Source organism: Algoriphagus ratkowskyi, assembly GCF_002150505.1.
Taxonomy (GTDB): domain Bacteria; phylum Bacteroidota; class Bacteroidia; order Cytophagales; family Cyclobacteriaceae; genus Algoriphagus; species Algoriphagus ratkowskyi.
The window spans coordinates 263,234-287,443 of record NZ_MSSV01000009.1 but is presented as its reverse complement, the minus strand read 5'-3'; the positions used below and the strand labels follow the sequence as shown (position 1 = coordinate 287,443).

Below are 24,210 nucleotides of genomic sequence, written 5' to 3'. Positions count from 1 at the left end.
TGTATAAGACAGCCACTTTTTTGTTTAGCACATTATTACTTGGCTTGAATTGTGCATCACGGGAAATATTCAGAGCTATCCGAAACGCTTATGTTTAGAGAGTAACTTCTAATTTCTGATGGAATTTCAGTTAGTAGGGATGTACACTTGCAGATTTTGTAAAAACTAAGTGAAATTTTAAATTTACCCTCATGAAAAAAATAATTGAAGGACTGCATAATGTTCTTTTTGATGAATCTTCAGATAATAAGCTAGAGTGCCTCAATGAGACTGTTTTTATAAAAAATGTGTTTCTTTCATTGTCGAAAATAATGAAAGAAGAATTTAATGATTACCTGTTTTTTATTCTTTCATCACACGATGCCAATGTAATTCCATCAAGTGCCGTTTATAAGTCAAAAAAGAAAAAAGTTCTAATTTTTATGTCCGATGAATCAGGAGCATTACCTGATTATTTATCGTCTAATTATTACGCAATATTTAAGGCATATATGCATAATGATCCAATTGCTTCCGCCAATATTTTTAATTTTTCATTAGGCTGTGTAAGAGAAGTGCCGCAGCTTCCTATTGTGCCACTTGATTCGAGAAAAAATTCTGTATTTTTTATTGGGAACTTGAATAATCCAAGAATTAAATTTTATTCCTCTTTAGTCTCTATGTTTTTACCTATCAGGGTACCTACTTTAAATAGACTATCTGTAATAAAAAAATTGGTAGTATCAATAAAATCGAACTTTGACAATAGATTTCCCAATTCACATATCCGCTTTACAAATGGATTTAGGCAAGGTATTACTCCTGCAAAATATGGGAAAATGATTGCAAATAGTAAAATCGTATTGTGCCCAATGGGTTTTTATTCAGCGGAGTGTTTTCGCCATTATGAAGCTATGAGAGCAGGTTGTGTTATTGTTTCAGAGAAACTTCCGGATACTTTCTTCTATAAGGATTCTCCAATTATTCAAGTAGCTACTTGGGAAGAAGGATTAAAAAAAGTTTCACAATTACTCGACAATCCTCTTGAATTAGAAAAAATTAGTTATTCAACAAGAATGTGGTGGAATGAAAAATGCTCTGAACATGCTACGGCGCAATATGTTAACGAATCCATTCAACAACTAGGAGCACAATTTGAAACTCAACCGTATTACTGCTCCAAAAGCTTGGCATAGGTAAGGTGATGTATGAATTTCCTCTGTTAAGATTAAAGCTTGAAATTTTGATCAATGTTAAGACTATAAGGAAAAATTCAAGGAAGATGATCTTTCTTGCTTAAGATCTTTTACACTGAAAGTAAAATCTATGTAAGTGAAGTAGTATTTCAATAAAGCAAATAATTTTTATTTGACTTATCATGATGTATTTATGTATTATTAAGTTTTCAAATAGTAATACAGTAAACATCTATGACGAGTATCCTGAAAAGAAACAATGTAAATGTCCTCGGAGAAGGTAGCAAAGTTCTTGTGTTTGCTCATGGATTTGGATGCGATCAGAATGCTTGGAAGCATCTAATTCCTTTTTTCAGCGAAAATTACAAACTAGTTTTGCTTGATTATATCGGAGCAGGAAAGTCAGATTTAGCATCCTATGATTCTCAAAAATACGCTTCATTGGAAGGCTATGTAAGTGATCTTCTGGAGGTATGTGATGCATTGGAATTGAGCAATGCGATATTTATTGGGCATTCGGTAAGCTGCATGGTAGGCGCAATAGCTTCTATTAAAAGACCAGAGGTTTTTGAGAAACTTGTTTTCGTTGGACCATCTCCCTGCTATATTAATTCGGGAGATTACACAGGAGGATTTGATCAAGAAACTATAGATGACTTACTCGAGGTAATGGAAGAAGATTATATCACCTGGGCTAGGTCATTAGCTCCTTCTATAATGAATTCAAAAAACGGGGACCAACTTACAAAAGAACTGACAGATAGCTTTTGCTCAATTGACCCCGGGATTGCGAAGCAATTTGCACGGGTTACATTTTTGTCAGACAATCGGAAAGACCTTCCTCTAATACCTGTAGAAAGCCTGACTATTCAATGCTCTGACGATATGATAGCGCCATTGACAGTAGGAGAATATATCCATGCAAATACTTTCAATAATACACTAACCGTATTGAATGCTCATGGCCATTGTCCGCATATGAGTCATCCTACTGAAACTGCCAATATCATCAGTAATTTTATAAATTAAGAAGTCGATAGTGCTCGAAATGAGATACTTCGTACCTTAAGTCTTCTAATTGAAAATTTTATGAAGCTGGATAACAATCAAGAGAAAATTCAGAATAGCCGGAAATTAACCCCCGAGCTCTATGATGTGTATGCGCCGCCTGTATATGGCAAAATTCTAAGCATTGTTCAGCAAGATCCCATAGCTGGAAAAGTACTTGAGAAGGTGTTTTTGTCAGCTTACACTAATAATGAAACCTTTCCTTTACGAAGTCCTTTAATGTCTTTGATTGATATAGCTAAAGAAAAAAGCAGCAAAACAATCAAAGCTCTGGCTATTTTTCGTGAGTGTTGTTCAGGAGCAAGTATCAGCAGCACAGATGAAAAAACAACTCCTTGATTAATCTTGAGTACAGGAATTCAACTCTTCAAACTTTGACGTTTACTTAACTTCACTAGCCGGACTAAATATTTCTCCATTTTTTTAAAAGGTCGCGCACTTTTCTTTTTCCGTTTACGACAGTTTCAAACAGCTATTTCATCTTCCAGCTAGAAAAGCAAAATTTTCTGCCACCTCCGGAGAGCATTAGACATTTTTGTTATAAAGTGATTTTCCACAATTCTGTCTGTGCTTGTATACTCTTTGGTTTCTTAGCTCAGACCTATGACATACCAGTTGCCATGGGGCGAAATGGACTCAATAATTGATTCCTCACAATTTTCTGTATTTATACTATTTCAACACGAAATTGCACTCAGAGATTAATCTTTACCTAAAAACCCAATAAAATTTTGAATACGAGGCTTATTGCCTAACTTTGAAAAATTATATTTTAAAAAGATTTTGTTACAAATAGAAAATAGATATGAGTTATATAGATCTGGGGATCTTTGTGGCCTACATGCTGGCGATGCTGGGTGTGGGATTTTTTTACATGAGAAAGAACTCAGATCAGGAGGATTACTATGTGGGAGGTCGGAACATTGGCCATTGGCATATTGGTCTATCAGTCGTAGCGACTGACGTAGGCGGAGGTTTTTCTATTGGCCTAGGCGGACTAGGTTTTGTGATGGGGATGTCTGGTTCCTGGATGCTCTTCACAGGTCTATTAGGAGCTTGGCTTGCTGCGGTAGTTTTGATTCCGAGAGTAAAATCAGACCCAGCTTTTGCTAAGTTTTTCACCTTTCCTCAGATCATCGGACACCTTTATAATTCCACTACTGCCAAAGTTGCAGCAGTAATCTGCTTTCTTGGATATCTAGGATTTACTTCTTCTCAGTTACTAGCTGGGGCAAAACTAGCTTCTGGTACTTTCAAAGAACTCGATCTTTCGTATGCTTTGTTGGTCATGGGAGCCATAGCTGTAGTCTATACTGTGATGGGTGGCCTGAAAGCTGTGATTTACACGGATACCATACAATGGATAGTATTAATGGCGGGATTAATGTTCATTGGCATTCCGATTTCATACAATTTTGTTGGAGGCTGGGAAGGGATACAGAGCACATTGCCGCAGGAGTTTTTTTCATTTTCCAATCTGAGATGGCAGGATCTGGCTAATTGGGGAATCACGATTATCCCCATATGGTTTGTGGGAATGACCCTCTATCAGCGGATCTTTGCAGCGCGAGATGTCCAATCTGCAAAAAAGGCATGGTTTATTGCGGGCTTATTTGAATGGCCCATCATGGCACTTTTAGGTGTTTCTTTAGGTTTACTATCTAGAGTAGCAGTGGAGCAAGGTGCATTGGAAGGTTTTACCACAGCCATGGATCCCGAGATGGGACTTCCAGTTTTACTAAGCCAGATTTTACCTGCTGGTATTTTGGGTTTGATGATGTCTGCTTATTTCTCCGCAGTTCTCTCTACTGCAGATTCCTGTTTAATGGCCGCTTCGGGAAATTTGACAACCGATATCATAGGTAAGTATTTCAAACAAAAATCTCTGAAGGAGGAGATGAGAATGTCTCAGCTTCTTACTTTACTCATCGGAATAGTTGCAATTATTATTGCTTGGCAAATGACGGAAGTTTTGAGTTTGATGTTATATTCCTATGCGTTTATGGTTTCAGGGCTATTTGTGCCAGTAGTGGCAGGTTTGTTCTTTGGACAGAACAGTGCCACAGCAGCTACTTCCTCCATGATTGCTGGTGGATCCTTGACTGCAGGATTGATTATCGCTGAAGTCTCACTTCCGCTTGGCTTAGATGCCAATTTATTTGGGCTTACGCTCTCTTTGCTGACGTTTTTGTCAGTAATTTATTTCGAAAAAATTAACAGTTCAAAGTTAAAATCAATATGATCAAACTAGAAACTTTATCAGCCATTGATTCTGCAACATATCTTCAAAAAAATGAGATCGCAGATTTCCTTTTTCATCACCTTGGGCAGTATGGCGATCCAAAAGATGATATTATGAAGTGCCTTGATTATGCACTCGATCAAAGCATGCATGCTGGAGGTTTTGTAGTGATGGCTCGCGAAGAAGGGAAACTTCTTGGGGTGTTAATCATGAATAAAACAGGTATGTCTGGATATATTCCAGAGAATATTTTGGTTTACATTGCTGTAGATGCTGCGCAAAGAGGAAAAGGGATTGGTGGGAAAATCATGGAATTGGCTATCAAAATGGCCAATGGGTCAATAGCTCTACACGTGGAGCCTGAAAATCCTGCAAAGAAACTTTACGAAAGAATTGGCTTCACTAATAAATATCTCGAAATGAGACTAACTAAGTAGCATGGCTTTTTTGACTTTAAATAGAGGTAAGCTTAAGGAGAACTTTGACTTTCTCAAAAAAACTTTCGAACATAGTGAAGTCTCATGGGGAGTAGTGTCAAAATTACTCTGTGGAAACAGACTTTTTCTTCAAGAGCTTATTAATCTTGGAGTGAGGGAAATTCATGATAGCCGGATTTCTAATTTGGCGATGGTGAAATCTCTCAACTCCGAAATTCAAACGGTATATATCAAGCCGGTTTCCAAAAGAAATATTGGCAAAATGGTCCAGTTTGCAGATGTAAGCTTGAATAGCGAATTGGAAACTATTCGTTGGATCAGTCAAGAGGCTGTGGGGCAAAATAGGATTCACAAAATCATAATAATGGTCGAAACGGGTGACCTGCGTGAAGGGGTGATGGGAGAGCAATTGGTGGAATTTTATTCCCAGATTTTCCAGCTACCAAACATCGACGTCATCGGCCTTGGCACTAACTTAAATTGCCTAAATGGGGTGATGCCTTCGACGGATAAACTCATTCAGCTATCTCTTTACAAACAAATTATTGAGTTGAAATTCAATAAGGAAATACCATGGGTTTCTGCCGGTACCTCTGTGACTATTCCGCTCATGCTGACCCAGCAATTGCCTAAAGGGATCAATCATTTCCGGGTAGGAGAGACCTTGTATTTTGGAGTAGATTTATTTGAGGAAAATGTGATTGCAGGCATGAATGGAGATGTGTTTGAATTGCACGCTGAGATCATTGAAATGCAGGAAAAACCGCTTTTACCAGTTGGTAATCTTGCTGCTAATCCTCAAGGAGAGACCATGGAAATCGATGAGTCACTCTACGGTAAAAGCTCTTTCAGAGCCATCATTGACATAGGATTACTTGATGTGGATCCAAAGTACTTATTGCCTGTAGATGGGGAATATGAAATCCTTGGAGGAAGCTCTGATATGTTGATCATTAATTTAGGGGTAAATCCTAATAACTATAAGGTGGGTGATACACTGAATTTTGACATGAAATATATGGGGGCGCTGAGTTTATTGAATTCAAATTACATCGATAAAAAGGTAATAGGGTAGCTTTTTAATTAGAGTGATATTTTTTTGGCATGGTCGTGGCAATAGGATTTGGAAAACCAACTAGTATTCGACTATGAAAAAATTATTGTTATTTCTTGCCCTAGGAATTGGCGTAAGTCAAATGTCTCATGCGCAACTATCGGCTGATAAGCCAGGTGGTTTTGGTGTTAGAGGTGGTGCCAGCCTCTTTAACTTTGGAGGTTCTGATGTCTCAGAAAATGACTACACTAATAGAGTAGGCTTTCATGTAGGTGGTTACACCATGTTATTCATGACAGATCGATTGGCTTTAGAGCCAGGTGTGTTCTATTCGGTAAAAGGTACTCAGTATGACAACATAGCAAATAGCAGAGCGATATTAAGTTATGTAGATGTGCCAGTACTTTTCAGATTATACCCTTCTGCGGGATTTAATATTTTCGCTGGACCTCAGATTTCTTTCTTAGCAAAATCTAAGTTTGAAGGTGATTTCTTCGGGAATACAGTTTCTTATGATTCTGATGATATCAAAGAAACTGATTTGGGCTTAGTTTTCGGACTAGGATATAATCTTCCTAAGGGCTTCAATGTTCAGGCTTCTTATGATTATGGTTTTACACCGATCTTCAAGGATTCTGACGCTGATGTTTATAACAGAGGATTTAAATTATCTGCTGGTTTCACATTCTAAGAAGTATTAGTAAATTGAAAATGCCTCCCTTTTAAAAGTGGAGGCATTTTTTTTGTTTAACCGCAAAGGGGAAGGAAAACACAAAGCCTGATAGTTCAGGCTTCATTTGTTTGAGTAATTTTTTCAGTAGAAGTTTACGATTTTCTATAAGGTCAAATTGAATGAATTCGCAGCATCGGTCATACTTCACTTCATTCCATTAATCCAATTCTTGATTAGCTGAACGCCTTCCTTATGGACGGTTGTTCTTCCAAGCTCCGGCATAGCCACTCCTACTTCCGTGGAGTTCATCCTATGTGTGAGAATAGATTCATCTGCTTTACCTGGAACGATGTCAAAATCAAATGTGCCAGCGCCATTACCTGCTGCAACGGGGATTTTATTGACTCCAAGCTTCCGTGGATCTGTTTGATCGTAAGAGAGGAATAGGCCTGATGTGCTTGCTGGGCCAACTGCGCTATGACAATGAGAGCAATTAATATCCAAATAGGCCATCGCGCGATCATCTAAAGGAAGATTTTTGTCTTCATAGTTGATCATGGAAGGATGAGCTTTTTCACCTTCAAAACCTTCAAGTTTATCTAGCTCCGTCCAATAAGCTAATTGATTGTTTTTGCCAGTATTATATTCTAATTCGTTATTAAGATGCTGTACTTTTACACCAATAGGAACCAAATTTTCAGAATTATTATGGCAGGTTTTGCACTGATTTTTATTGGGTACGATGTAATTGATCACCTGATCTTTTCCTTCGTAATCGGTAAATGAAACTTCAATTTCTCCACCTATGACTTTCAAAATCGCCTCAGTCTGGCTGTCATCCCATATGTATGGATAGCCTTGCCATCCTTTTGCCTCATTTATAAAAAGCCGAGTTTCAATTATTCTTCTTTTGCCCTCTGGTTTCCTGAAATCGGCGGGATAATAGAAATTCTTGATTAAAATAGTCCCCTGAGGATAATCAATTTCATTGGCCAATAAAACAGCTTTTTTCCCTTCAGGAAAGAAAATAAAGCGACTTTTCATGGCGTAATCTGTGAAAAGTGAGGAAGCAGGTTTGTAGGGGATCACTTCCTCTATCGGGTTGAGCTGGTTTAGTTCTCCAGAAAAGAAACCATAAGTAGAAAGTCGTTCGTAAGGAAAAACTCCAGATGCAACCTCATCTGTGTAAACAGGGGCTGCGATTTCCGTTTTTGTAGCTTCGTTTTGGCAGGCGAAACTGACAATCACCAAGGCTAGCAACAGATTAAATCCCCAGAAGATTTTAGTGGTTTTCATTACATTTCAGCTACTGCGCTGACGTTGGTGTTTACGCTGACGTTACAGTTTTGGAAAGGTGTAGCATCTGCAAATGACTCAATATTGTCGTCACCATCCATTAAGAAGAAGCGGGTGAAGAATAGATCGGCTATATTTTTTTCGGACAAGCAAATTCTCATCGGATTACTCAAGATATCCTTGCTAATAGACTCATCAAAAATTCCGTCATAGATAATGTCCTGCGTTTTGGCTTTGCCGTGTGCATTGTATATGCTGATCAATTGCCCTAGTTCTCTGGTGAGATCTGGAAAGCCTTTTGTACGGTCATACTCATTGTCATGAATATAAATATCGGAAGTGTAAGGAGACCAGTTCGGTGCCTCTGCCGGAAAACCAGTAATCTGGTAACTAGCGATGCCGATACCAGTGGTTTTATTGCGTAGGATGCGGTTGTTGTAGATTTCTACTTCTTTGGCAGCCAATAATATTATGCCTGATCCAGGAGGAATCATTGTTACCGTGTTGCCATTTGCTCCCTCACCGTTAGCGGTAGCGAAGTTTTCATGGTTATTATCGATGATGTCATTGTCGTAGATTTTGGTTCTTGCTCCATCAGCTTTTGGCAAACCCGGAAGGTTAAAAACCAAGATTCCACCTGCATTATCACGGGCTACGTTGCCATATACCTCGGCATTGTCACAGTTTTCTATCTCGATGCCAGCCACATTACCAAAAGCAAGAGAGTTTTTGACAACAATATTTTCAGACTGACCTACGTAGATTCCGGCATCACGGGAGTGAGAAGCGATGACCTCATCGATCATTACATTCTTGCATTGAACAGGATAGATCGCGTATGTGCCATTTTTTGACTTATCTCCATTCGTCCATGTTACGTTGATTCTGCGAAAAGTAATTCCGTCAGTATGTTGGACTTTCACTCCATCACCAGGTGCATCTTCTACAGTTAGATCTTGGATCGTTAGGTTATTTCCTACCAACTTGATTCCTTCTCCGCCCGTCTTCAAATTTTTAAATGAAAGTACGGTGTTTTCCATTCCAGCACCTTTAATGATGATATTGGACTTGTTGTCGAGGATAAGTTGGGTGTTGAACTCATAAAAACCTGCCGGGATATCGATAATAGCCCCATCTTCCGCCATAATAAATTCTTCCACTAGTTTGTCTGTTTCCTCTGCTGAAGCACGTACGAGATTCGATGTGTCAAAAGTCTGTTCATTTGAAGAAGTGCTACAGCTAAATCCAATGATCGCAACTAGAAATAGAACTAGGTAATTGAGTTGTTTCATGATTTTTTCGGTGAGTTTACTCTTAGTTTCAAAGCTAGGTATATACAAAAATTTTATACCTTGACTTTTGTCAAAAAATAGAATTATGATTGGTTAATGTATACTATTTCTAGATTTGAGACCATATTTTAAGCAAATCAGTATAAGAATATTCTTTTTGCTAATTTGCCTAAGCCTATTAAACTAAAATAACTATGTTAAGAACTACGCTAACCTTTATTCTACTTACTGTAATTTTTTCAGCTCAAAAACCAAAAGATGATGGTCTTAAAGATCTTTTCAAAGATAGCTTTTTCATAGGAGTTGCGGTAAATGTGCAGCAGGTATCTGGAAAGGAGACAGGAGCTTTAGCCGTAATTGAGAAGCATTTTAACAGTTTAAGTCCTGAAAATGGATTGAAATGGGAGAAGGTCATCCAGAATTGGATCGTTTTGATTTTGAGTTTGGAGATGATTATGTGGACTTGGGGAAAAAACTAGGTGCTTTTACGATAGGCCATTGTTTGGTTTGGCATCAGCAGGTTCCAGATTGGGTGTTTGAGGATGAAGGAGGAGATTTAGTTGGCAAAAATGAATTGCTTTCCAGAATGGGGGATCATATAGCTGCAGTAGCTGGGCGATACAAAGGAAGAATTGACGGTTGGGATGTGGTGAATGAGGCCTTCAATGAAGACGGGAGTTTTAGGGAATCAAAATGGTACAATGTCGCGGGAAAGGATTTTATTAAAGTAGCTTTTCGCAAGGCGCATGAAGTAGATCCTGAAGCCGAACTTTATTACAATGACTACAATGTGTGGAAAGCTTCGAAGCGAAAAGGAATTTTGGAGCTGGCGAAGGAAATGAAAGCTGAGGGGATTCGTGTTGATGCCATTGGAATGCAGGGGCATTACATGCTGGGCAGTCCTACACTGGAGGATATAGAGCAAGGGATTATTGAAATCTCTGAAGCTGGTTTCAAGGTCGTGATTACTGAGCTTGATGTGGATGTGCTTCCTCGACCTAGTAGTGCTCAAGGAGCTGATTTGAACATCAACTTTGCGAATTCTCCGGAGTACAATCCTTTTGTAAATGGGATTTCTCCGGAGGCTAAAGTGAAACTTGCACAGCGATATGCCGACCTTTTTCAGCTTTTCCAGAAACATAAAGACAAAATCAGCAGAGTTACTTTGTGGGGCCTGCATGATGGAAAAAGTTGGTTGAATAACTTTCCAGTACGTGGGCGCACTAATTATCCTTTACTTTTTGATCGAGAGTTGAAGTTGAAGGAGGATGTTTTTGAGAAGTTGAGGGAAGTTTCTGAGCAGTGATCAATGAATTAAATGCAGATCACTGCTCAGAACAAATTATGGATTTGTTGACCAAAACTCCACGTTTTTCACCAAAGCTCTTTTTGGTAGTTTGAGGTGAGAGACTAGCAATTCAGCAAAATCCTCCGGTTGCAGCACTGTGTCAGGATTGCCATCTGTCAGGTTATTTCCGATAGCCAAATCAGTGGCAATTGTGCTAGGAGTCATACTGAATACACGAATATCTGATTTCCGAACTTCCATCATCAATGATTCGGTTAGGCCATTTAATCCAAATTTGGATGCACTGTATGCACTTGTTATCGCATTTCCCTTTTGGCCAGCGGTAGAGGATACATTCACGATATCTCCTGATTTACGCTCCAGCATACCTGGAAGGACTTCGTGAATGATATAATAGACGCCAAGTAGGTTGACTTTAATGATGTTTTCCCATTCGGAAACTTCCAAATCGAGGAATTTCCCAAACTTCCCAACACCCGCATTATTCACTAAAATATCAGGCACTCCAACTTCGGAGGTCAATGATGCGATTGCAGTTTTGATGCTTGAGAAGTCAGACTGATCTGCAACGGCATAGCTTACTTTCAGTGATGAGTCGATTTCTCCTACGATTTCTTTGACTGCCAATAGATCTGATTCTGTTCTGGATAAAAGTGCGAGATTAACGCCTTCCTTTGCTAGAGCTATGGCAATTGCTTTGCCTAATCCTTTTCCAGCTCCTGTGATCAGCGCGGTTTTTCCTTGTAGTGATTCCATGGTTTTGTGTTGGTAGTTATTAGTAAGAAAACAGCTGAAGTGAAATTGAGTTCAGTTGACAGGCTTTTTATCAAAAAAAGCTCTTCCTATCTGCTTTTAGCAGAAGGGAAGAGCTTTGAATCTTTTTGATTTACAAAGAATCAGGATTATTTCGTCTTAAACATCTCAACCGTATAATCCAGCAACTCCGTTCCACCGATTTTTCCATGACCGGGAATAACGATGAGTGTCTCAGGAAAAGTTGATTTTACTTTTCTCACAGTAGCAGACCATTCGGCTACATTGGCATCTTCGAGGTTTCCATTCCCGGCACCGAGCGCTTTGATCATGCATCCTCCGAAAATGACTTTGTCCGAAGGAACATAGGCCACGAAATTATCCTTGGTATGTCCTTCACCAAGGAATTGGTTGATGACTTCAATATTTCCAGCTTCCAAGTTCATTTTCTTTTTAAAGCCATTTTCAGGAATTGGATATCCTGCGGCTCGGGCCAAAGCTATAGTCTTGTCAGAAGCGTAAGAAGGGATTCCTTTCACATGAAATTCATTCAGTCCGCCTAAGCAATCCCAATGGAAATGTGTAGCGACAACTCCTTTGACTTTTACCTCTCGATCATTTTCCAACCAATTGATCAATTCCAAACTCGCTTCATCACTTGCTGGAGTATCAAAGACCAATGCTTCTCCATCATTTATTACAATCATCCCATTACAAGCCACCTTGCCAAAATCATTTGTATTCAGATAGCTGATATGCACAAAGGTGTCTGGACTGATTTGCTCGATTTGGAGGGTTTCGGATTCGTAGATTTTATTGGTCTGCTGGCTGCTCACATCAAGGATTATAAACTGAGTAAACACGATAAGGATTAAAAGATTAGCTTTCATAGTAGTTTTCTGAATGTTGAAAATACTCAATATCAAATATTATATCTTACAAGGAAAAATAGTTTAAGTCCGGCTTCTGGAGAAGCAGGACAACTGTGACCTTTGCGAAATCTTAGCGGTTAAAATTATTTTCATAAAATTCCCAGCCTATTTTCATAAGCTGGGATTTTAAAATATTCCTTCACAGAATCCCTATTTCCTCAGCGTCTCCAAATAGCTCACCAAATCTACCAACTCGGTTTCTGAAAGTGGGAATTTAGGCATGAGGGATTCGTCTAGCTGTGTTACACTTTCGACATCCACCAATTTATATATCTTTTGCTCAGAGGTTCCGATGAGTTTCACCACTAGGTCATTCTCTGTTTTAGAATTGACGATGCAGGTGAACTGTGTTCCGTCCTTCATTTTTACGAGCTGTGTTTCATAACCAAATCCCATTCCTTCTGATGGATTGATGATGGAATTATATAGCCCTTCCTTCGATAGTTTATCGCCAATCTCTGAGAGACCCGGCCCAAAGTCTATTCCTTTGTCAGCTATTTTGTGACAGGCAAGGCAGTAATTGTTTGCAATCATAAGACCTTTTTCAATATCTCCTTTTTGGGTTATTAGTTTGGAAATATCACTAGTGGTTTTAGCTGATGCAGTCCCGAATTTCTCATTTGCCTCTGCGCGTATAGTTCCATTCCAAGAGGATTGCAGGATTTTCTGAGCGATTGGGATCATGTCCGCTGGGATTTGATCAGCTTTTGCAAGTTCCCATAGATACGGTTCGGAATTAAAACCTTTGGCAGCATCCATCGCAGCGGTCCTTACTTCTACCGACTTGGATTCGTCCAAGTAAATAGTTGCGAGAAGCCTAGCCATTGATTCATTGTCGATAGTGCCAAATTTCTCAATAGAAGTAATTGCTTTAGCCTGATCCTTATCATTTATAGACAGACTTACAGCTTCCATTCCATACAGTGAAGCGTAGCTATCAGCAGCTTTTTGTGAGTTCTGATCATTTTCTGACTGGTAGATCAACTTCTCTAATCTGACTTTTTGATCTGTCAAACCATACTTGCTTACAATGTCCAAGAAGTCTCGATCATCGGCGATACTTCCCGCAGTCTTTTTGGCGAGGTCAAGAACTTCACGATCCGGAGATGTTGGATCAAAAATGATCTGTCTTAGAATTATTAGCTGGTCTTCTTCTGGAGCTGTTGCCAAGAGGGTTTTCAATGTTGAGTTTTTGGAAGAAGGCGATTGGAAATCAAAAGCACGATAAAAGGATAGATTGTTTCTGCCTGGCTGAGAAAGAATGATTTTCCCAAGAAGTACTGACGTATTTGAAGACCGAGATCTCCAAACGATATCTTTTGCAGCCTGATTTCCCATCCAGTTTTGTTCCTTATCTGCAAGGTATAAGGGTAAGTAATCATCCCAAAATCCTTCAGCTGCAATTCCCAGTGCCTCCAAATACCAACGATCACCAGATTCATAGCCCTCTACGAGTTTCAGCCATACTTCTGGATTCGATTTGTACCGAATTGCAAGTGCTACTTCTCTGCGAACTTGTGCAGATTCGTCACCCGCCATTTCCAGCAAGAATGACACATCACTCATCTTATTGTTTCTATAAGCACGAATAGCGGCCACACGGATATTCTCATCTGTATCAGTTGCAGCAGTTTTGATGTAATCGTTGCCATTTGGAAGCTTAGTAAGTACCCAGAATGCTCTAGCTCTCATTCGGCTTTCTCCTTCGGTAAATAGTTTCTCCAAGGCATCTTTGGCTTCATTTCCTTTTGCTACCAAGGCCATAAAAGACTTGAAGTGAGTCGCACGATTTGGATTTTGTAGCAAGGTGATCAACGATGAAATACTAGTGTAATCAGGCTTAACTACATTGTAATCGACATCTTTTGGCGCAAGCCTATAGACTCTCCCTCTATCCAGATCTCCCATCGCATGCCCACCAACTCCCGGGTCATACCAGTCCGATATGAACAAAGAACCGTCAGGAGCTACTGTCACATCTGAAGGTCTAAACCAATTGTCTCGGGGATTTCCATCGAGGAGATTAATAATTTTTGCAGAGAATCCAGCTCCAGATGGAACGGCTGGATATGCTCTTACGATATTTGGACCAGGGTCTGAATGGATCATTTGATTCTGATATTCCTCAGGAAGAAGTTTTCCTTCATAGATCAAAATCCCAGTAGGCGATCCAGCATACGTTTGAAGTAGGTTTGGAACTACTCCAGGGTCGTTCAAATGCCAGTGCTGCAGATAGACTGAGTCCTCAATATTGATTCTTCTTGATCTCCAGTCAGCACCGGTGAATTCGTCCTTGAAACCGTAATTGCCGTAATCCATCACGTAGTTGATTCGAGTACTTCGATTCCCATCGTCATCATTATCAGACTGCCACATTCTACCGTAGCTATCGGTAGCCACTTCGTAGTTATTTCTAAAGTTCCATGCTAAAATTTCCGTATCTGATCCATCTGGATTCATGCGAAAGACCATTCCTTCCTTATACGGTTGAGTTTGATTATTCACAGGTCTGCCTAGTGGATCTATTATCGGAGAACCATCTGCATGATGTAAGCCTTCACCATTATTTCCGTAGTTGAAATAGAACTTTCCGTCAGGACCGAAAGTAAACGCATGCATACCATGGTCATGCTGAATGCCTCCTACACCTTGAAAAAGGATCTCCTTTTTCTCTGGAATATCATCTCCATCCGCATCGGTGAAAACATAGACATATGGACTGACAGATACATAAACTTTGTCTCCAAATACAGCAATTCCTAAGGCTGCATTTATGTCATTCCCTTGATAAAATACCTTTGATACATCAGCTACTCCATCGCCGTCGGTATCCTCCATGATCAGAATTCGGTCACCTTCAGCTCGAGTAGGGTTTCTTGGGTTTAAGGTATTTCGATAATTATATGCTTCAGCAATCCATATCCGCCCACGATCATCAATGTCCATATTAGTAGGATTTGACATCATTGGTTCTGAAGCAAAAAGCGTGAGCTCAAGACGGTCGTCTTCTAAAATTATGCCGTCGACAGCGTGCTTTGAAGATCTCTTTTGTTCGTCAGTGAGGTTAGAATATTCTTCGTCTGTGAGTTGAGCAGGTTTTTTTTCGCAGGAAAAAAGTAAAAATCCCAGTAGACTGAGAATCGTAAATTTCTTAAACATAGGGTGGGCGGTTAGCAGGGTTTGATAATCAAGACATCAAATTAAGGAAAAGTGCTGGGAATGTTTGGAGAATGTTGTTTTAGAATACTTTGCGAAGTAAATTTTTGACTTGATGAAAATTAGACGCTACAGATCCACCACCTCAAGCGATCTATTTTCTTTTGACTCTATATAGTATCTCACTTTCCAGAACCTTATCATCAGCGCATGAAATGTACTCTTAAATACTTAGCAACTCTATTTTTCTTTACGTCCTCAACTTTTTCATTCGCGCAGGAAACCAAGTGGTTTGGAGAAAGTCCCGAGATGATGCAGGCGCTGGAAGGAAGAGGTTGGGACGATATAGGATTTAATCGACTTCCTGATTCTGCTGTAAATTCAGTGAGAACACCTGTATGGAATCTGTCTAGGCAGACGGCTGGACTGATGCTTAGGTTCACATCAGATAGTGAGGAAATCAGCGTTTCATATCTTCCAACTGGAAACATACAAATGCCGCATATGCCAGCCACAGGAGTTTCTGGAGTTGATTTGTACACCAAAGATGAAACCGGAAACTGGTTGTGGATTAGAGGGAGTTATCAGTTTGGGGAAAAAGTGAGTTATAAATTTCACTTGGATAATGATCAAGCTAAGTTGAAAGAATTCTACCTATTTCTGCCACTTTACAATGGACTGACTGATCTGGAAATTGGAGTGCCAGATGATAAAAATTTTGCGTTTACTCCAAAACGAGTTGAAAAACCAATTTTGATTTATGGTACTTCCATAGCTCAAGGAGCCAGTGCCTCAAGAGCTGGAATGGCTTGGACAAATATCTTGGCTAGGGAAATGAATATGCCAATGATAAATCTTGGTTTTTCGGGAAATGGTAGAATGGAGCCGGAGGTTATAGACTTACTTACTCAAATAGATCCTGCCATTTTCGTGTTGGACTGCCTACCTAATTTGGGCAGCTTTTCTGCTGAGGAGGTGAAAGAGAAACTGATTTTTGCAGTGAATACAATTCGTACTAAGTATCCGGATACCCCGATTCTTTTGACAGAGCATGCAGGTTATTCTGATGGTATGGTATATGAATCGAGAGCTGAAATTTATACAAATCTGAATATTTGGCTACAGGAAAGTTTTGATCAACTGCTTACATCAGGAGTTTCTAAGATCTATACGCTTACCAAGGATGAAATTGGAATGGGAATAGATGACTTTGTGGACGGGACTCATCCTAGTGACCTAGGTATGGTCAAGTATTCTTCTGCCTATTCTAAGAAGTTTAAAGAGATTTTAGGAGAAACTAGATAGGAATCTATTTCCCCGAATCAGGTATTAATGCTATGGGTTTTTTTTGGTTTCTGATATTAAATGTCTGAGCGAAAAGGTCTATATCTCTCCTAACTGCTTTGAAACATTGATTTTGTACAAGGTTTGATTCGATAATTCTCATTAGGCAATCTGTTTGCAGTACTAGGGATGAACCCAAATCTTGGGTTTAATTTTTGAAGTTTTAAACCAACTATACCATGAACTCAATAGACCAAAACCAAGAAGAACAAAATAGAGAAAATCTTGCCGGATCGAAGGCAGTAGAAAAAATCCGTGAGCTGATCGATAAGTCTGGTTCTTGTTTTTTTGTCACTTCTACCACCTTAAATAATTCTCATAAATCACGTCCAATGTCAGTGCAAAAGACGGACGACGCTGGTAATATCTGGTTTTTTAGCGCAAAAGACAGCATGAAAAACATGGAAATCGCAGCAGATACTGATGTCACACTTTATTTCCAAGGTTCATCGTATTCCGATTTTCTGGAGTTAAATGGCCATGCGGTAATTACAGATGATAGAGCAAAAATTGAAGAGCTTTGGGATCCCACTGTGAAAGCTTGGTTTACCGAAGGGAAGGATGATCCTAGGATTTCTGTGATACAATTTATCCCGAAAAGTGGTTATTACTGGGACAATAAGCATGGTAATACTATCGCTGGAATTAAAGTTTTAATCTCAGCGATATCAGGAAAAACAATGGATGATTCCATTGAAGGTACTTTAGACGTGTAGTTGGGGTCACGCTAAAGTTTATAATGTGATCCAGGGAACTGGATCACATTTTTTTTTCAGCAATTAGGAGCAAATTGTAATATTTGTGCCACTGCTTATGTCAAACGAAATGAATTGTTGACAAGGTCGTTTTGATTCTGTAATCCTGGACTTCTATTATGTGATATATAATTCCCGCTGTTCATGAATTGAGAAATCAATCGTCTCTCCTCGTTGTTACAAGAGAAGTTTTCCTAAATTCTAAAAAATATTTTCTTTTTATATAGAAAATAACACAAATACCACATCGCTCCCAAAGTTAGAAACGCCGTAATGATTGCAATCGCAGTTTCTCCCATACCAATAGGTTCTAATATTCCGGCACTAAAAATTTCAATAAAACCAAACAGCCAGCGATGTCCTAAGATCTCAGCAAAAAGATAAATGAATATGGAGTTCATACCTACAATGACAAAGGGGAAAACCCATCCATTTTTCTTTTTGACGTCCACGAGCCAGTAAGAAAAAGCTAACGCTAAAATAGCCCATCCTCCTGAGGCAAATGCGAATGATGAAGTGCTGATTCGTTTTACTATGGGGGTGATACCAGCTAGGTCCAAACTATAACCAATGGCCAATGCCGCTACACCGGCAATTACCAATAACATAATTTTCTCTTTTTCAGACTTCGAAGATAAAAGTAGATTTCCGCAGATAGCTCCCCAGATAGTATGTGCTGCTGTAGGGATAAAGTTGATCGCTACCCAACCGCCAGAATTGATTTTGCCCATCAAGACTTGATCCATGAAATTGCCGAAGTTGGCTCCATGCTCAAAAGGAAGCTCTGGATTATAGAGCCTGTAAGCAATTTCTGTGATGGCTATTAAACCTATGGAAACACCAAATTGAAGTTTCCACGAGCTGTCTAAAAGGAAGTATGTGATCAGAATGGTGATGGATAATTGAGTAAGGACATTCCATAGTTCAAATACCAATTCACCTGCATACACACAATGAAGACCAGTTCCGAAGAGGAAGAGTAGTAGGCATCTTTTTAAAATATGCCGGGTTACCTTTCTTCTATCACCAGCCACGGCCAATCTTTTGTTTAGTGAAAATGGCATAGCAACCCCAACAATAAACATGAAAAATGGCTGAATCAAGTCCCAAAATCTAAGTCCATGCCATGGATGATGAGTGAATTGAAGGAAGAAATTATGAATGAACGTTCCTTCTGGACTTGCATCAAGAAGATATTTATAAACTAATGCTGCCTCTGCCACTAGCAAAAACATGGTCAATCCGCGAAATAAATCTAAGGAAACAAGCCTTTGTTGGCCAGAAAGTTTAAGCTCGCTCATTTAAATTCGATTGGGTCAGTGGTAGTTCTAAGATAGAGAAAAACATGTATGCTATATGATTAATCTTGATCAATGGCAGAACACAAAAAAAAGACGCTTTATCAGCACCTTTAACTAGATGTTTTTCACCTATTCCCAAATCCACTTTTTCATTGTTATATGTCTGCTTGATTGCCTAAACCCATTCAGACCAAAAGCGGGATGCCATTGTAATTTCAGACTCTTAGAAGGAAATCAGCATATCAATACTTTAAGGAATAAATTTCCTGAGTATAGAAATTTTTCCAGATCATAAAGAAACGTGCCCTTATTGATTTCTAAGCCTATAGAAAGCTGTCTTCCAAGTTTGGCTTTTGGTAGGGATTCCGATTTATTCCAAATAGTCCAGAATGATCCTTGCACTTGCGGCATCTGCACTAAAGAGGTGTTTGAGAGTTTTCTATTTTATTCCGCCAAAAGCACCAAAACACATGTTTTTGTGGAGGATTTCCACTTTGCTGAAGCCAACTTTTTTCATCAGATCCAACTGATAATTCATCGATCTCGGAGAATCTTCTATTGCAACATAAGCAAGAACTTTTTCTCAGTATTCTTTTCCACCTACGCTTTCCAGATAATCTCCATAGCGCTCCCAGGTGTATTCATTTAGTGTTTCTGTGTCCTGAGTGATCAGATCTGAGATCATCAAACATCCTCCAGATTTGAGGAGTGAGAAAAGCTTCGCAAAAGTCCTTTCCCAATCGTCATCTTCCCGCAAATGATGCAAAACTGCCCCCGCCAAAATAATATCGAAGCTTGATTCCGGAAGGATCACGTCTCTAATGTCAGCTTGAAAAATTGAGACTGTTCCACTGGTTTGGCTTGAGACTTGTTCCATAGCTTTTTCCAGCATGTTGCCACTGAGATCTACAAGCCAACAAGACAGATCAGGTGCTTTGCTGAGCATTTTCAATGTATAATTTCCTGCTCCACAGCCTACGTCAAGGATGTTTTTAGCATTTGGAACAATACGCTTGGCGGCTTCTGTGATCAGTTCCAAAGAAATATTGGCGTCAATTGTAGCGACTTGTCCGGTGTCAAGATTCGCAAATCGCTCTACATCCTTATCGAATCTTTCACGGATCTCTTGTATGCTGGATTTATTCATTATGCTAAAAAGTTGCTGGAGTTTTAATTGGTATTTCTACAAATGCTGGTCAAATAATATCATGTTTCCGTCGGGATCTGTCACCATAAAACTAGCTGGGCCTGTGGTACTTTGATCCGAAGGATTTACTATTTCTATTTTGCTTGACTGAAGTTTCTGCTGGATCTCTCGAACATCATTATATTCTTTCAAAGGTTGTGCATTTTCATCCCAGCCTGGATTAAAGGTAAGGATGTTGCCTTCAAACATCCCTTGGAACAACCCGATCAAAGTGCTTTCATTCTTCATGATCAGGTAGTTGCTGTCCATAGAACCGCCAAATTGACTAAAGCCAAGGTTCTCATAAAATGCTTTAGATACATTAAGATCTTGGACGCTGAGGCTTATAGAAAATGCTCCTAGTTTCATGCCTGTGTTAGGTTTTTGTTGAATTTGAATTGCTTGTTTTTGATCAGAATAGAAAACAGAATTGAAGAAAAGCCCAAGGCTAAAAGCTCCTGTCATTGCAGTTGCCAGAATTAAGGTCCTATTCATGATGCAGCGGATTTCAGTGTATGAATTTTAAAATGGAAACCATTGTCCCCAAGTGTAGTGCTTCATGGTAATTGTTAAAAGCAATGGCATCTTCAGCACTAGAGAGATGAAAGCCTTTAGAAGTGGTGTATTCTGTGTAATCATTAAATTCCCCTGCCTCAAAATCAGCTATGGTTTGATCAATAGTAGAGCTCAAAAGTTCTTTGAAGAGCTCCACAGTTTCCACTGGTTCATCATGATTGGGAATTGTCCCAGGCTTGTATTTCTGAAATAGTTCGTCAGTTATATTCATCTGAAGACCAGAAAGACCATAGACCAGACGCTGCTGAACTGCGATCACATGACCAATATTCCAGATGAGGTTATTGTTGAATCCTTCGGGGATCATGTTAAGCTGCTCCAATGTGTTATGCTGAAGGAATTTGGCGTAAATGGCGCGATTGGTTTTCCAGAGTTGAAAGTTATTTGTCATAGTTAAATTTGGGTAGTTTATTTATGGGTGAGTAAGTTCAAAGCGTCTCAGTTTGCTTTTTGTTTCGGCGAGCTCGTTTTTTAAATCATCTACTTTGCTGAGCAAGTTGAGTATCACATCGATGCCTTCTGGATTGACCTCAAGATCCTGATGGATTCGGATCATTTTTTCCAAATCACCAACATTCTCTTCGGGAATAAACCTCACCTGTTCTATGGTATGAATTTCGATCAGACCCAAACTGTAAAGTGTGTCCACAAATGAGATCTCGACTTCATAATGTGTACAGAGCGTCTCTATCAATATCAATTCTTGCTGTGCCATCTTATCGTAGTTTTTGGAGTTGTTCAAATAACTTCTTCTCTTCTGCCGTCAGATTCGTTGGGTTTTTGATGGAATATGTAAGGATCAAATCTCCAAATTCTCCTTCTTTTTTATAGACAGGAAATCCCTTTCCTTTGAGTCTCACTTTGGTTCCGGCTTGAGTTTCTGGAGCTACTTTAAGTTTGACTTTTCCGTCAAATGTATCTGCCAGAAGCTCCCCGCCGAGCAAGGCTGTATAGAGATCCAGTTCAACTGAAGAATAAAGATTATCTCCTTCACGCTGGAATTTAGTGTTATTGTTGATCATAAACTTAATGTACAAGTCTCCGTTTGGCCCGCCATTAACTCCAGAAGCTCCTTTTCCTTTGATCTTAATCGTCTGCCCATCTGCAATGCCAGCAGCGATCGTCAGGCGGATATTATTTCCATTGACAGTGAGAATTTGCTTGTGAGTTTCGTGAGCATCATGAATACTCAGCTGAAGTTCTGCATTGAAATCCTGCCCTTTGAACTTGGCACTGCGACCTCCTTGCCTGAAACCTCCTCCAGATCCACCAAACATGGACTCGAAGAAATCTGAATAATCTGCTCCTCCAAAACCTTGGCCACCAAAACCAGCCCCAGGATTTCCTTGACTGCGCTGCTGTCTTCCTCCAGCTTGGTCAAACTGATCAGCTTGCTTCCAGTCCTTTCCGTACTTGTCGTATTTCTTACGCTTTTCAGGGTCGCTGAGAACTTCATTAGCCTCATTTACTTCCTTGAATTTGTGCTCCGCAGTCTTATCGTCAGAATTTACGTCGGGATGATACTTCCGGGCTTGTTTTCGGAAGGCTTTTTTGATGTCTGCCTCACTAGCATTTTTGTCAATGCCCAGGATGCTATAGTAATCTATGAATGCCATATTTTTTACTGAAATTTACTTTAGGGTAGAAAAATGGAATCCGAAATTCAAGTTTGAGTTTCTTGTAAACAAGATACTGAGAATGATTTTAGGATGGAAAATCAGCATGTTATCTCTCTGATATTTCTTTGACTAGCAAAAACCCTTCTAAACTTTGTAGCATTAGTTCGTCTCCCGAATTTGTTATCGTAACCGAGCTGATTTGTAGTTTGATTTCCAGATCATTCTTATTTCTAATAATGACTAATTCCTCGGAAGGTATAGTGTGATATCCGCTGCCGTATTGGTTGAGAAGGTCTTTCAAATAATCTGAGCAATCTATTGTTATCGATCCTTCAGCCCATTTTAGGATAAGGATTGCTTTGTTGTCCTTTCCTAATGTCACGTGATATTTGCGGTCAGCAAAGGATTCCTCTCGCTGATTCCCAGCACCTACAGTGATGTGACGCATGTAGTCATAGCCGGAAATCGTTAACTGAAAATCAGGTTCTACCACTAGTGTTAGCTCTTTGTAATATTCAGAAGAACTCTGCATGTCATAATACGAGACATATGTCAAATTCATCGATTCGATGACGAGTTTACTTGGAAGGGGAGTGGGATTTGTAAGAGAGTCTTTCGATTTATCTAAGAGCGTTTTCAAATCTTGCTCAAACCATGGATAGATGTTCTCCATGCCATGATAATCTTCCAAGTATTGGAGGATGGAATTGACCTCGTTCATGTCCTCTCGTGGTAGTGATTTTGTTCGTAATTCGACTTGAGGTTTGAGGTTCCCATTTTGTCCGATATCCCACTTGACTTCCTGTTGGATTTTGTCATTAATTAAGATGTTGTTTTCTGTCAAAATCTCAGAAAGTCGGTTTCGCTGAATTCTTTCGCTGAGGCTAAACATTCCCCAAGGGCCAAAAGATGCTAAAATCATAAAAATGGATAGGGAAAGGGGAATAATCTTGATGTTCTTGGCTCCAAAGGAAAAATAGAGAGATATGAAAGCGAGCCAAAACCCCATCAAGGTAATAATGTATCGATTTACAGTAAGTCCATAGTCTTGAATCCGAATGCCTATTGCTAAGAAAAGAAGGATGACCAATGGGATAAGCGCTAGATAATATCCTCGATGAAAGGTCTTAATCCAATCACTTTCTTTCCACGTTTGGTAGGGATAAAGAAGCAGATTGGTGAAAATTCCCAGTACCGATATTGCTACGATCATATATGTCACGATACCCTTTGGCCAGTCCCCCGTGATGATAATTTTCGCACCATAGAAATACAGGATGCAGAGATAAACCAGCAGAAGTGGAATAAGGATAAACTGGGTGAAAATCTTTAATCCTTTAGGATAGTCATCCAAAGAAACCTCATTTTCAAAGGACCTCGGGATACCCGCAAGGAAAAACCAAGTGTTGAAAATCCCGATAGTAAGTGTGAAAATCTGTGGATAGATCTTCCCGTCTATGTTGGCGTCGAAAAGCGCATCGATGGCTAATAGAGCAAGGCTGATTCCAATTACAAGCACTAAAGAATAATAGACTCCCGTAATCAGCCTAGTAAATAAAATCCTATTGTAATTCCAAAATCTCTCCTGATTATCACTTCCAAAATAAGGTAGGAACGCAACCATCAAGTGAATTGCCAAATTGTAAATAGCATACCTGATGTAGGGAACTCGAGTATTCGAAAAGGTGTCTTCAGCGGGGAAGCTTAAGTAAATTAAACCCAAGAAAACTAGTCCAATCAACCAAGAAATCTGTCTTTGTAGTGTGTTGAACTTATTTTTTTCGGCAAGGACATCAATGCAAAAGTACAAGGGAATGCCAAGTGCAAAAGTAAGGAGAAGATTAAGGAGCCAGAGCTTATCCGTAGGTTCCGAGTCGATAAGGTAAATGCTTAAGGCTGCAGCCAAAACCCCGAACAGCAAGCTAAATGGAAAGCGAAAAGCTGCGTTTTTCCCATCAGTTTGAAGTTGAGTTAGTGAAGGGAATTTCATGATATCTGATGGGTTAATAATAATTTTAACCTAAGATACTGTACAATTCAGG

At 39.5% G+C, this 24,210-nt stretch carries 21 protein-coding genes and 1 pseudogene; 10 read left to right on the top strand and 12 right to left on the bottom strand.

From position 1 onward, the window contains the following. Positions 1 to 191: 191 nt before the first annotated feature. The 7 genes from BVH02_RS12400 (at position 192) to BVH02_RS12370 (ending at position 6,667) form a co-directional block, all read left to right on the top strand. Positions 192 to 1,175, top strand: coding sequence for a glycosyltransferase (locus BVH02_RS12400; RefSeq protein ID WP_086501762.1), 984 nt, complete (start codon positions 192 to 194; stop codon positions 1,173 to 1,175). Between the two features lie 234 nt (positions 1,176 to 1,409). Next, entirely contained in the window at positions 1,410 to 2,204 is a 795-nt protein-coding gene (locus tag BVH02_RS12395; protein WP_086501761.1) for an alpha/beta fold hydrolase, read from the top strand. Between the two features lie 60 nt (positions 2,205 to 2,264). Continuing rightward, positions 2,265 to 2,582, top strand: coding sequence for a hypothetical protein (locus BVH02_RS12390; RefSeq protein ID WP_086501760.1), 318 nt, complete (start codon positions 2,265 to 2,267; stop codon positions 2,580 to 2,582). Between the two features lie 466 nt (positions 2,583 to 3,048). After that, positions 3,049 to 4,485, top strand: a complete 1,437-nt coding sequence (locus BVH02_RS12385) for a sodium:solute symporter family protein (RefSeq protein WP_086501759.1) — start codon at positions 3,049 to 3,051, stop codon at positions 4,483 to 4,485. Beyond that, on the top strand, positions 4,482 to 4,922 hold the full coding sequence (locus BVH02_RS12380; protein WP_086501758.1) for a GNAT family N-acetyltransferase: 441 nt from the start codon (positions 4,482 to 4,484) through the stop codon (positions 4,920 to 4,922). The genes BVH02_RS12385 and BVH02_RS12380 overlap by 4 nt, the downstream gene beginning before the upstream one ends. Before the next feature lies 1 nt (position 4,923). Next, positions 4,924 to 5,997, top strand: a complete 1,074-nt coding sequence (locus tag BVH02_RS12375; protein ID WP_086501757.1) for an alanine racemase — start codon at positions 4,924 to 4,926, stop codon at positions 5,995 to 5,997. Between the two features lie 73 nt (positions 5,998 to 6,070). After that, on the top strand, positions 6,071 to 6,667 hold the full coding sequence (locus tag BVH02_RS12370) for a porin family protein (protein WP_086501756.1): 597 nt from the start codon (positions 6,071 to 6,073) through the stop codon (positions 6,665 to 6,667). Positions 6,668 to 6,853: 186 nt separating this feature from the next. Here the strand turns inward: BVH02_RS12370 and BVH02_RS12365 are convergent, their stop codons facing one another. Next, the gene (locus BVH02_RS12365) at positions 6,854 to 7,945 is read right to left on the bottom strand and encodes an SO2930 family diheme c-type cytochrome (protein ID WP_086501755.1); all 1,092 of its coding nucleotides are present in this window, start codon (positions 7,943 to 7,945) and stop codon (positions 6,854 to 6,856) included. Then, positions 7,945 to 9,237: a parallel beta-helix domain-containing protein gene (locus BVH02_RS12360; RefSeq protein WP_086501754.1), complete on the bottom strand. Its 1,293-nt coding sequence runs from the start codon at positions 9,235 to 9,237 to the stop codon at positions 7,945 to 7,947. The genes BVH02_RS12365 and BVH02_RS12360 overlap by 1 nt, the downstream gene beginning before the upstream one ends. Positions 9,238 to 9,431: 194 nt before the next feature. Here BVH02_RS12360 and BVH02_RS12355 point away from each other — a divergent pair. Beyond that, positions 9,432 to 10,543: pseudogene (locus tag BVH02_RS12355) on the top strand (endo-1,4-beta-xylanase). A gap of 36 nt (positions 10,544 to 10,579) precedes the next feature. Here BVH02_RS12355 and BVH02_RS12350 read toward each other — a convergent pair. The 3 genes from BVH02_RS12350 to BVH02_RS12340 all read right to left on the bottom strand — a co-directional run bounded on the left by BVH02_RS12350 (position 10,580) and on the right by BVH02_RS12340 (position 15,390). Further along, entirely contained in the window at positions 10,580 to 11,302 is a 723-nt protein-coding gene (locus BVH02_RS12350) for a 3-ketoacyl-ACP reductase (protein ID WP_086501753.1), read from the bottom strand. 146 nt (positions 11,303 to 11,448) lie between these two features. Further along, a complete protein-coding gene (gene bla / locus BVH02_RS12345; protein WP_086501752.1) occupies positions 11,449 to 12,189 on the bottom strand; it encodes a subclass B1 metallo-beta-lactamase in 741 nt (246 codons plus the stop codon). A gap of 192 nt (positions 12,190 to 12,381) precedes the next feature. Beyond that, positions 12,382 to 15,390, bottom strand: a complete 3,009-nt coding sequence (locus tag BVH02_RS12340; protein ID WP_086501751.1) for a PVC-type heme-binding CxxCH protein — start codon at positions 15,388 to 15,390, stop codon at positions 12,382 to 12,384. A 207-nt stretch (positions 15,391 to 15,597) separates the two neighbouring features. On the opposite strand from BVH02_RS12340, the gene BVH02_RS12335 reads away from it, so the two are divergent. Next, positions 15,598 to 16,692 carry an SGNH/GDSL hydrolase family protein gene (locus BVH02_RS12335; protein WP_086501750.1) on the top strand — a complete coding sequence of 365 codons (1,095 nt, stop codon included), beginning with the start codon at positions 15,598 to 15,600 and terminating at the stop codon, positions 16,690 to 16,692. Between the two features lie 218 nt (positions 16,693 to 16,910). Then, on the top strand, positions 16,911 to 17,447 hold the full coding sequence (locus BVH02_RS12330; protein WP_086501749.1) for a pyridoxamine 5'-phosphate oxidase family protein: 537 nt from the start codon (positions 16,911 to 16,913) through the stop codon (positions 17,445 to 17,447). A 233-nt stretch (positions 17,448 to 17,680) separates the two neighbouring features. On the opposite strand, the gene BVH02_RS12325 is transcribed toward BVH02_RS12330, so the two are convergent. The 7 genes from BVH02_RS12325 to BVH02_RS12295 form a co-directional block, all read right to left on the bottom strand. Continuing rightward, positions 17,681 to 18,787, bottom strand: a complete 1,107-nt coding sequence (locus BVH02_RS12325; RefSeq protein ID WP_086501748.1) for an acyltransferase family protein — start codon at positions 18,785 to 18,787, stop codon at positions 17,681 to 17,683. Between the two features lie 583 nt (positions 18,788 to 19,370). After that, entirely contained in the window at positions 19,371 to 19,934 is a 564-nt protein-coding gene (locus BVH02_RS12320) for a class I SAM-dependent methyltransferase (RefSeq protein ID WP_223271859.1), read from the bottom strand. A 36-nt stretch (positions 19,935 to 19,970) separates the two neighbouring features. Then, entirely contained in the window at positions 19,971 to 20,468 is a 498-nt protein-coding gene (locus BVH02_RS12315; protein WP_317045428.1) for a VOC family protein, read from the bottom strand. A 13-nt stretch (positions 20,469 to 20,481) separates the two neighbouring features. After that, a complete protein-coding gene (locus BVH02_RS12310) occupies positions 20,482 to 20,940 on the bottom strand; it encodes a DinB family protein (RefSeq protein ID WP_086501747.1) in 459 nt (152 codons plus the stop codon). Positions 20,941 to 20,961: 21 nt separating this feature from the next. Next, the gene (locus BVH02_RS12305; protein ID WP_086501746.1) at positions 20,962 to 21,264 is read right to left on the bottom strand and encodes a chaperone modulator CbpM; all 303 of its coding nucleotides are present in this window, start codon (positions 21,262 to 21,264) and stop codon (positions 20,962 to 20,964) included. Between the two features lies 1 nt (position 21,265). Next, positions 21,266 to 22,165: a DnaJ C-terminal domain-containing protein gene (locus BVH02_RS12300; RefSeq protein ID WP_086501745.1), complete on the bottom strand. Its 900-nt coding sequence runs from the start codon at positions 22,163 to 22,165 to the stop codon at positions 21,266 to 21,268. 109 nt (positions 22,166 to 22,274) lie between these two features. Beyond that, complete coding sequence (locus BVH02_RS12295; RefSeq protein WP_086501744.1) at positions 22,275 to 24,158, bottom strand: DUF4153 domain-containing protein; 1,884 nt, start codon at positions 24,156 to 24,158, stop codon at positions 22,275 to 22,277. Positions 24,159 to 24,210 lie beyond the last annotated feature (52 nt).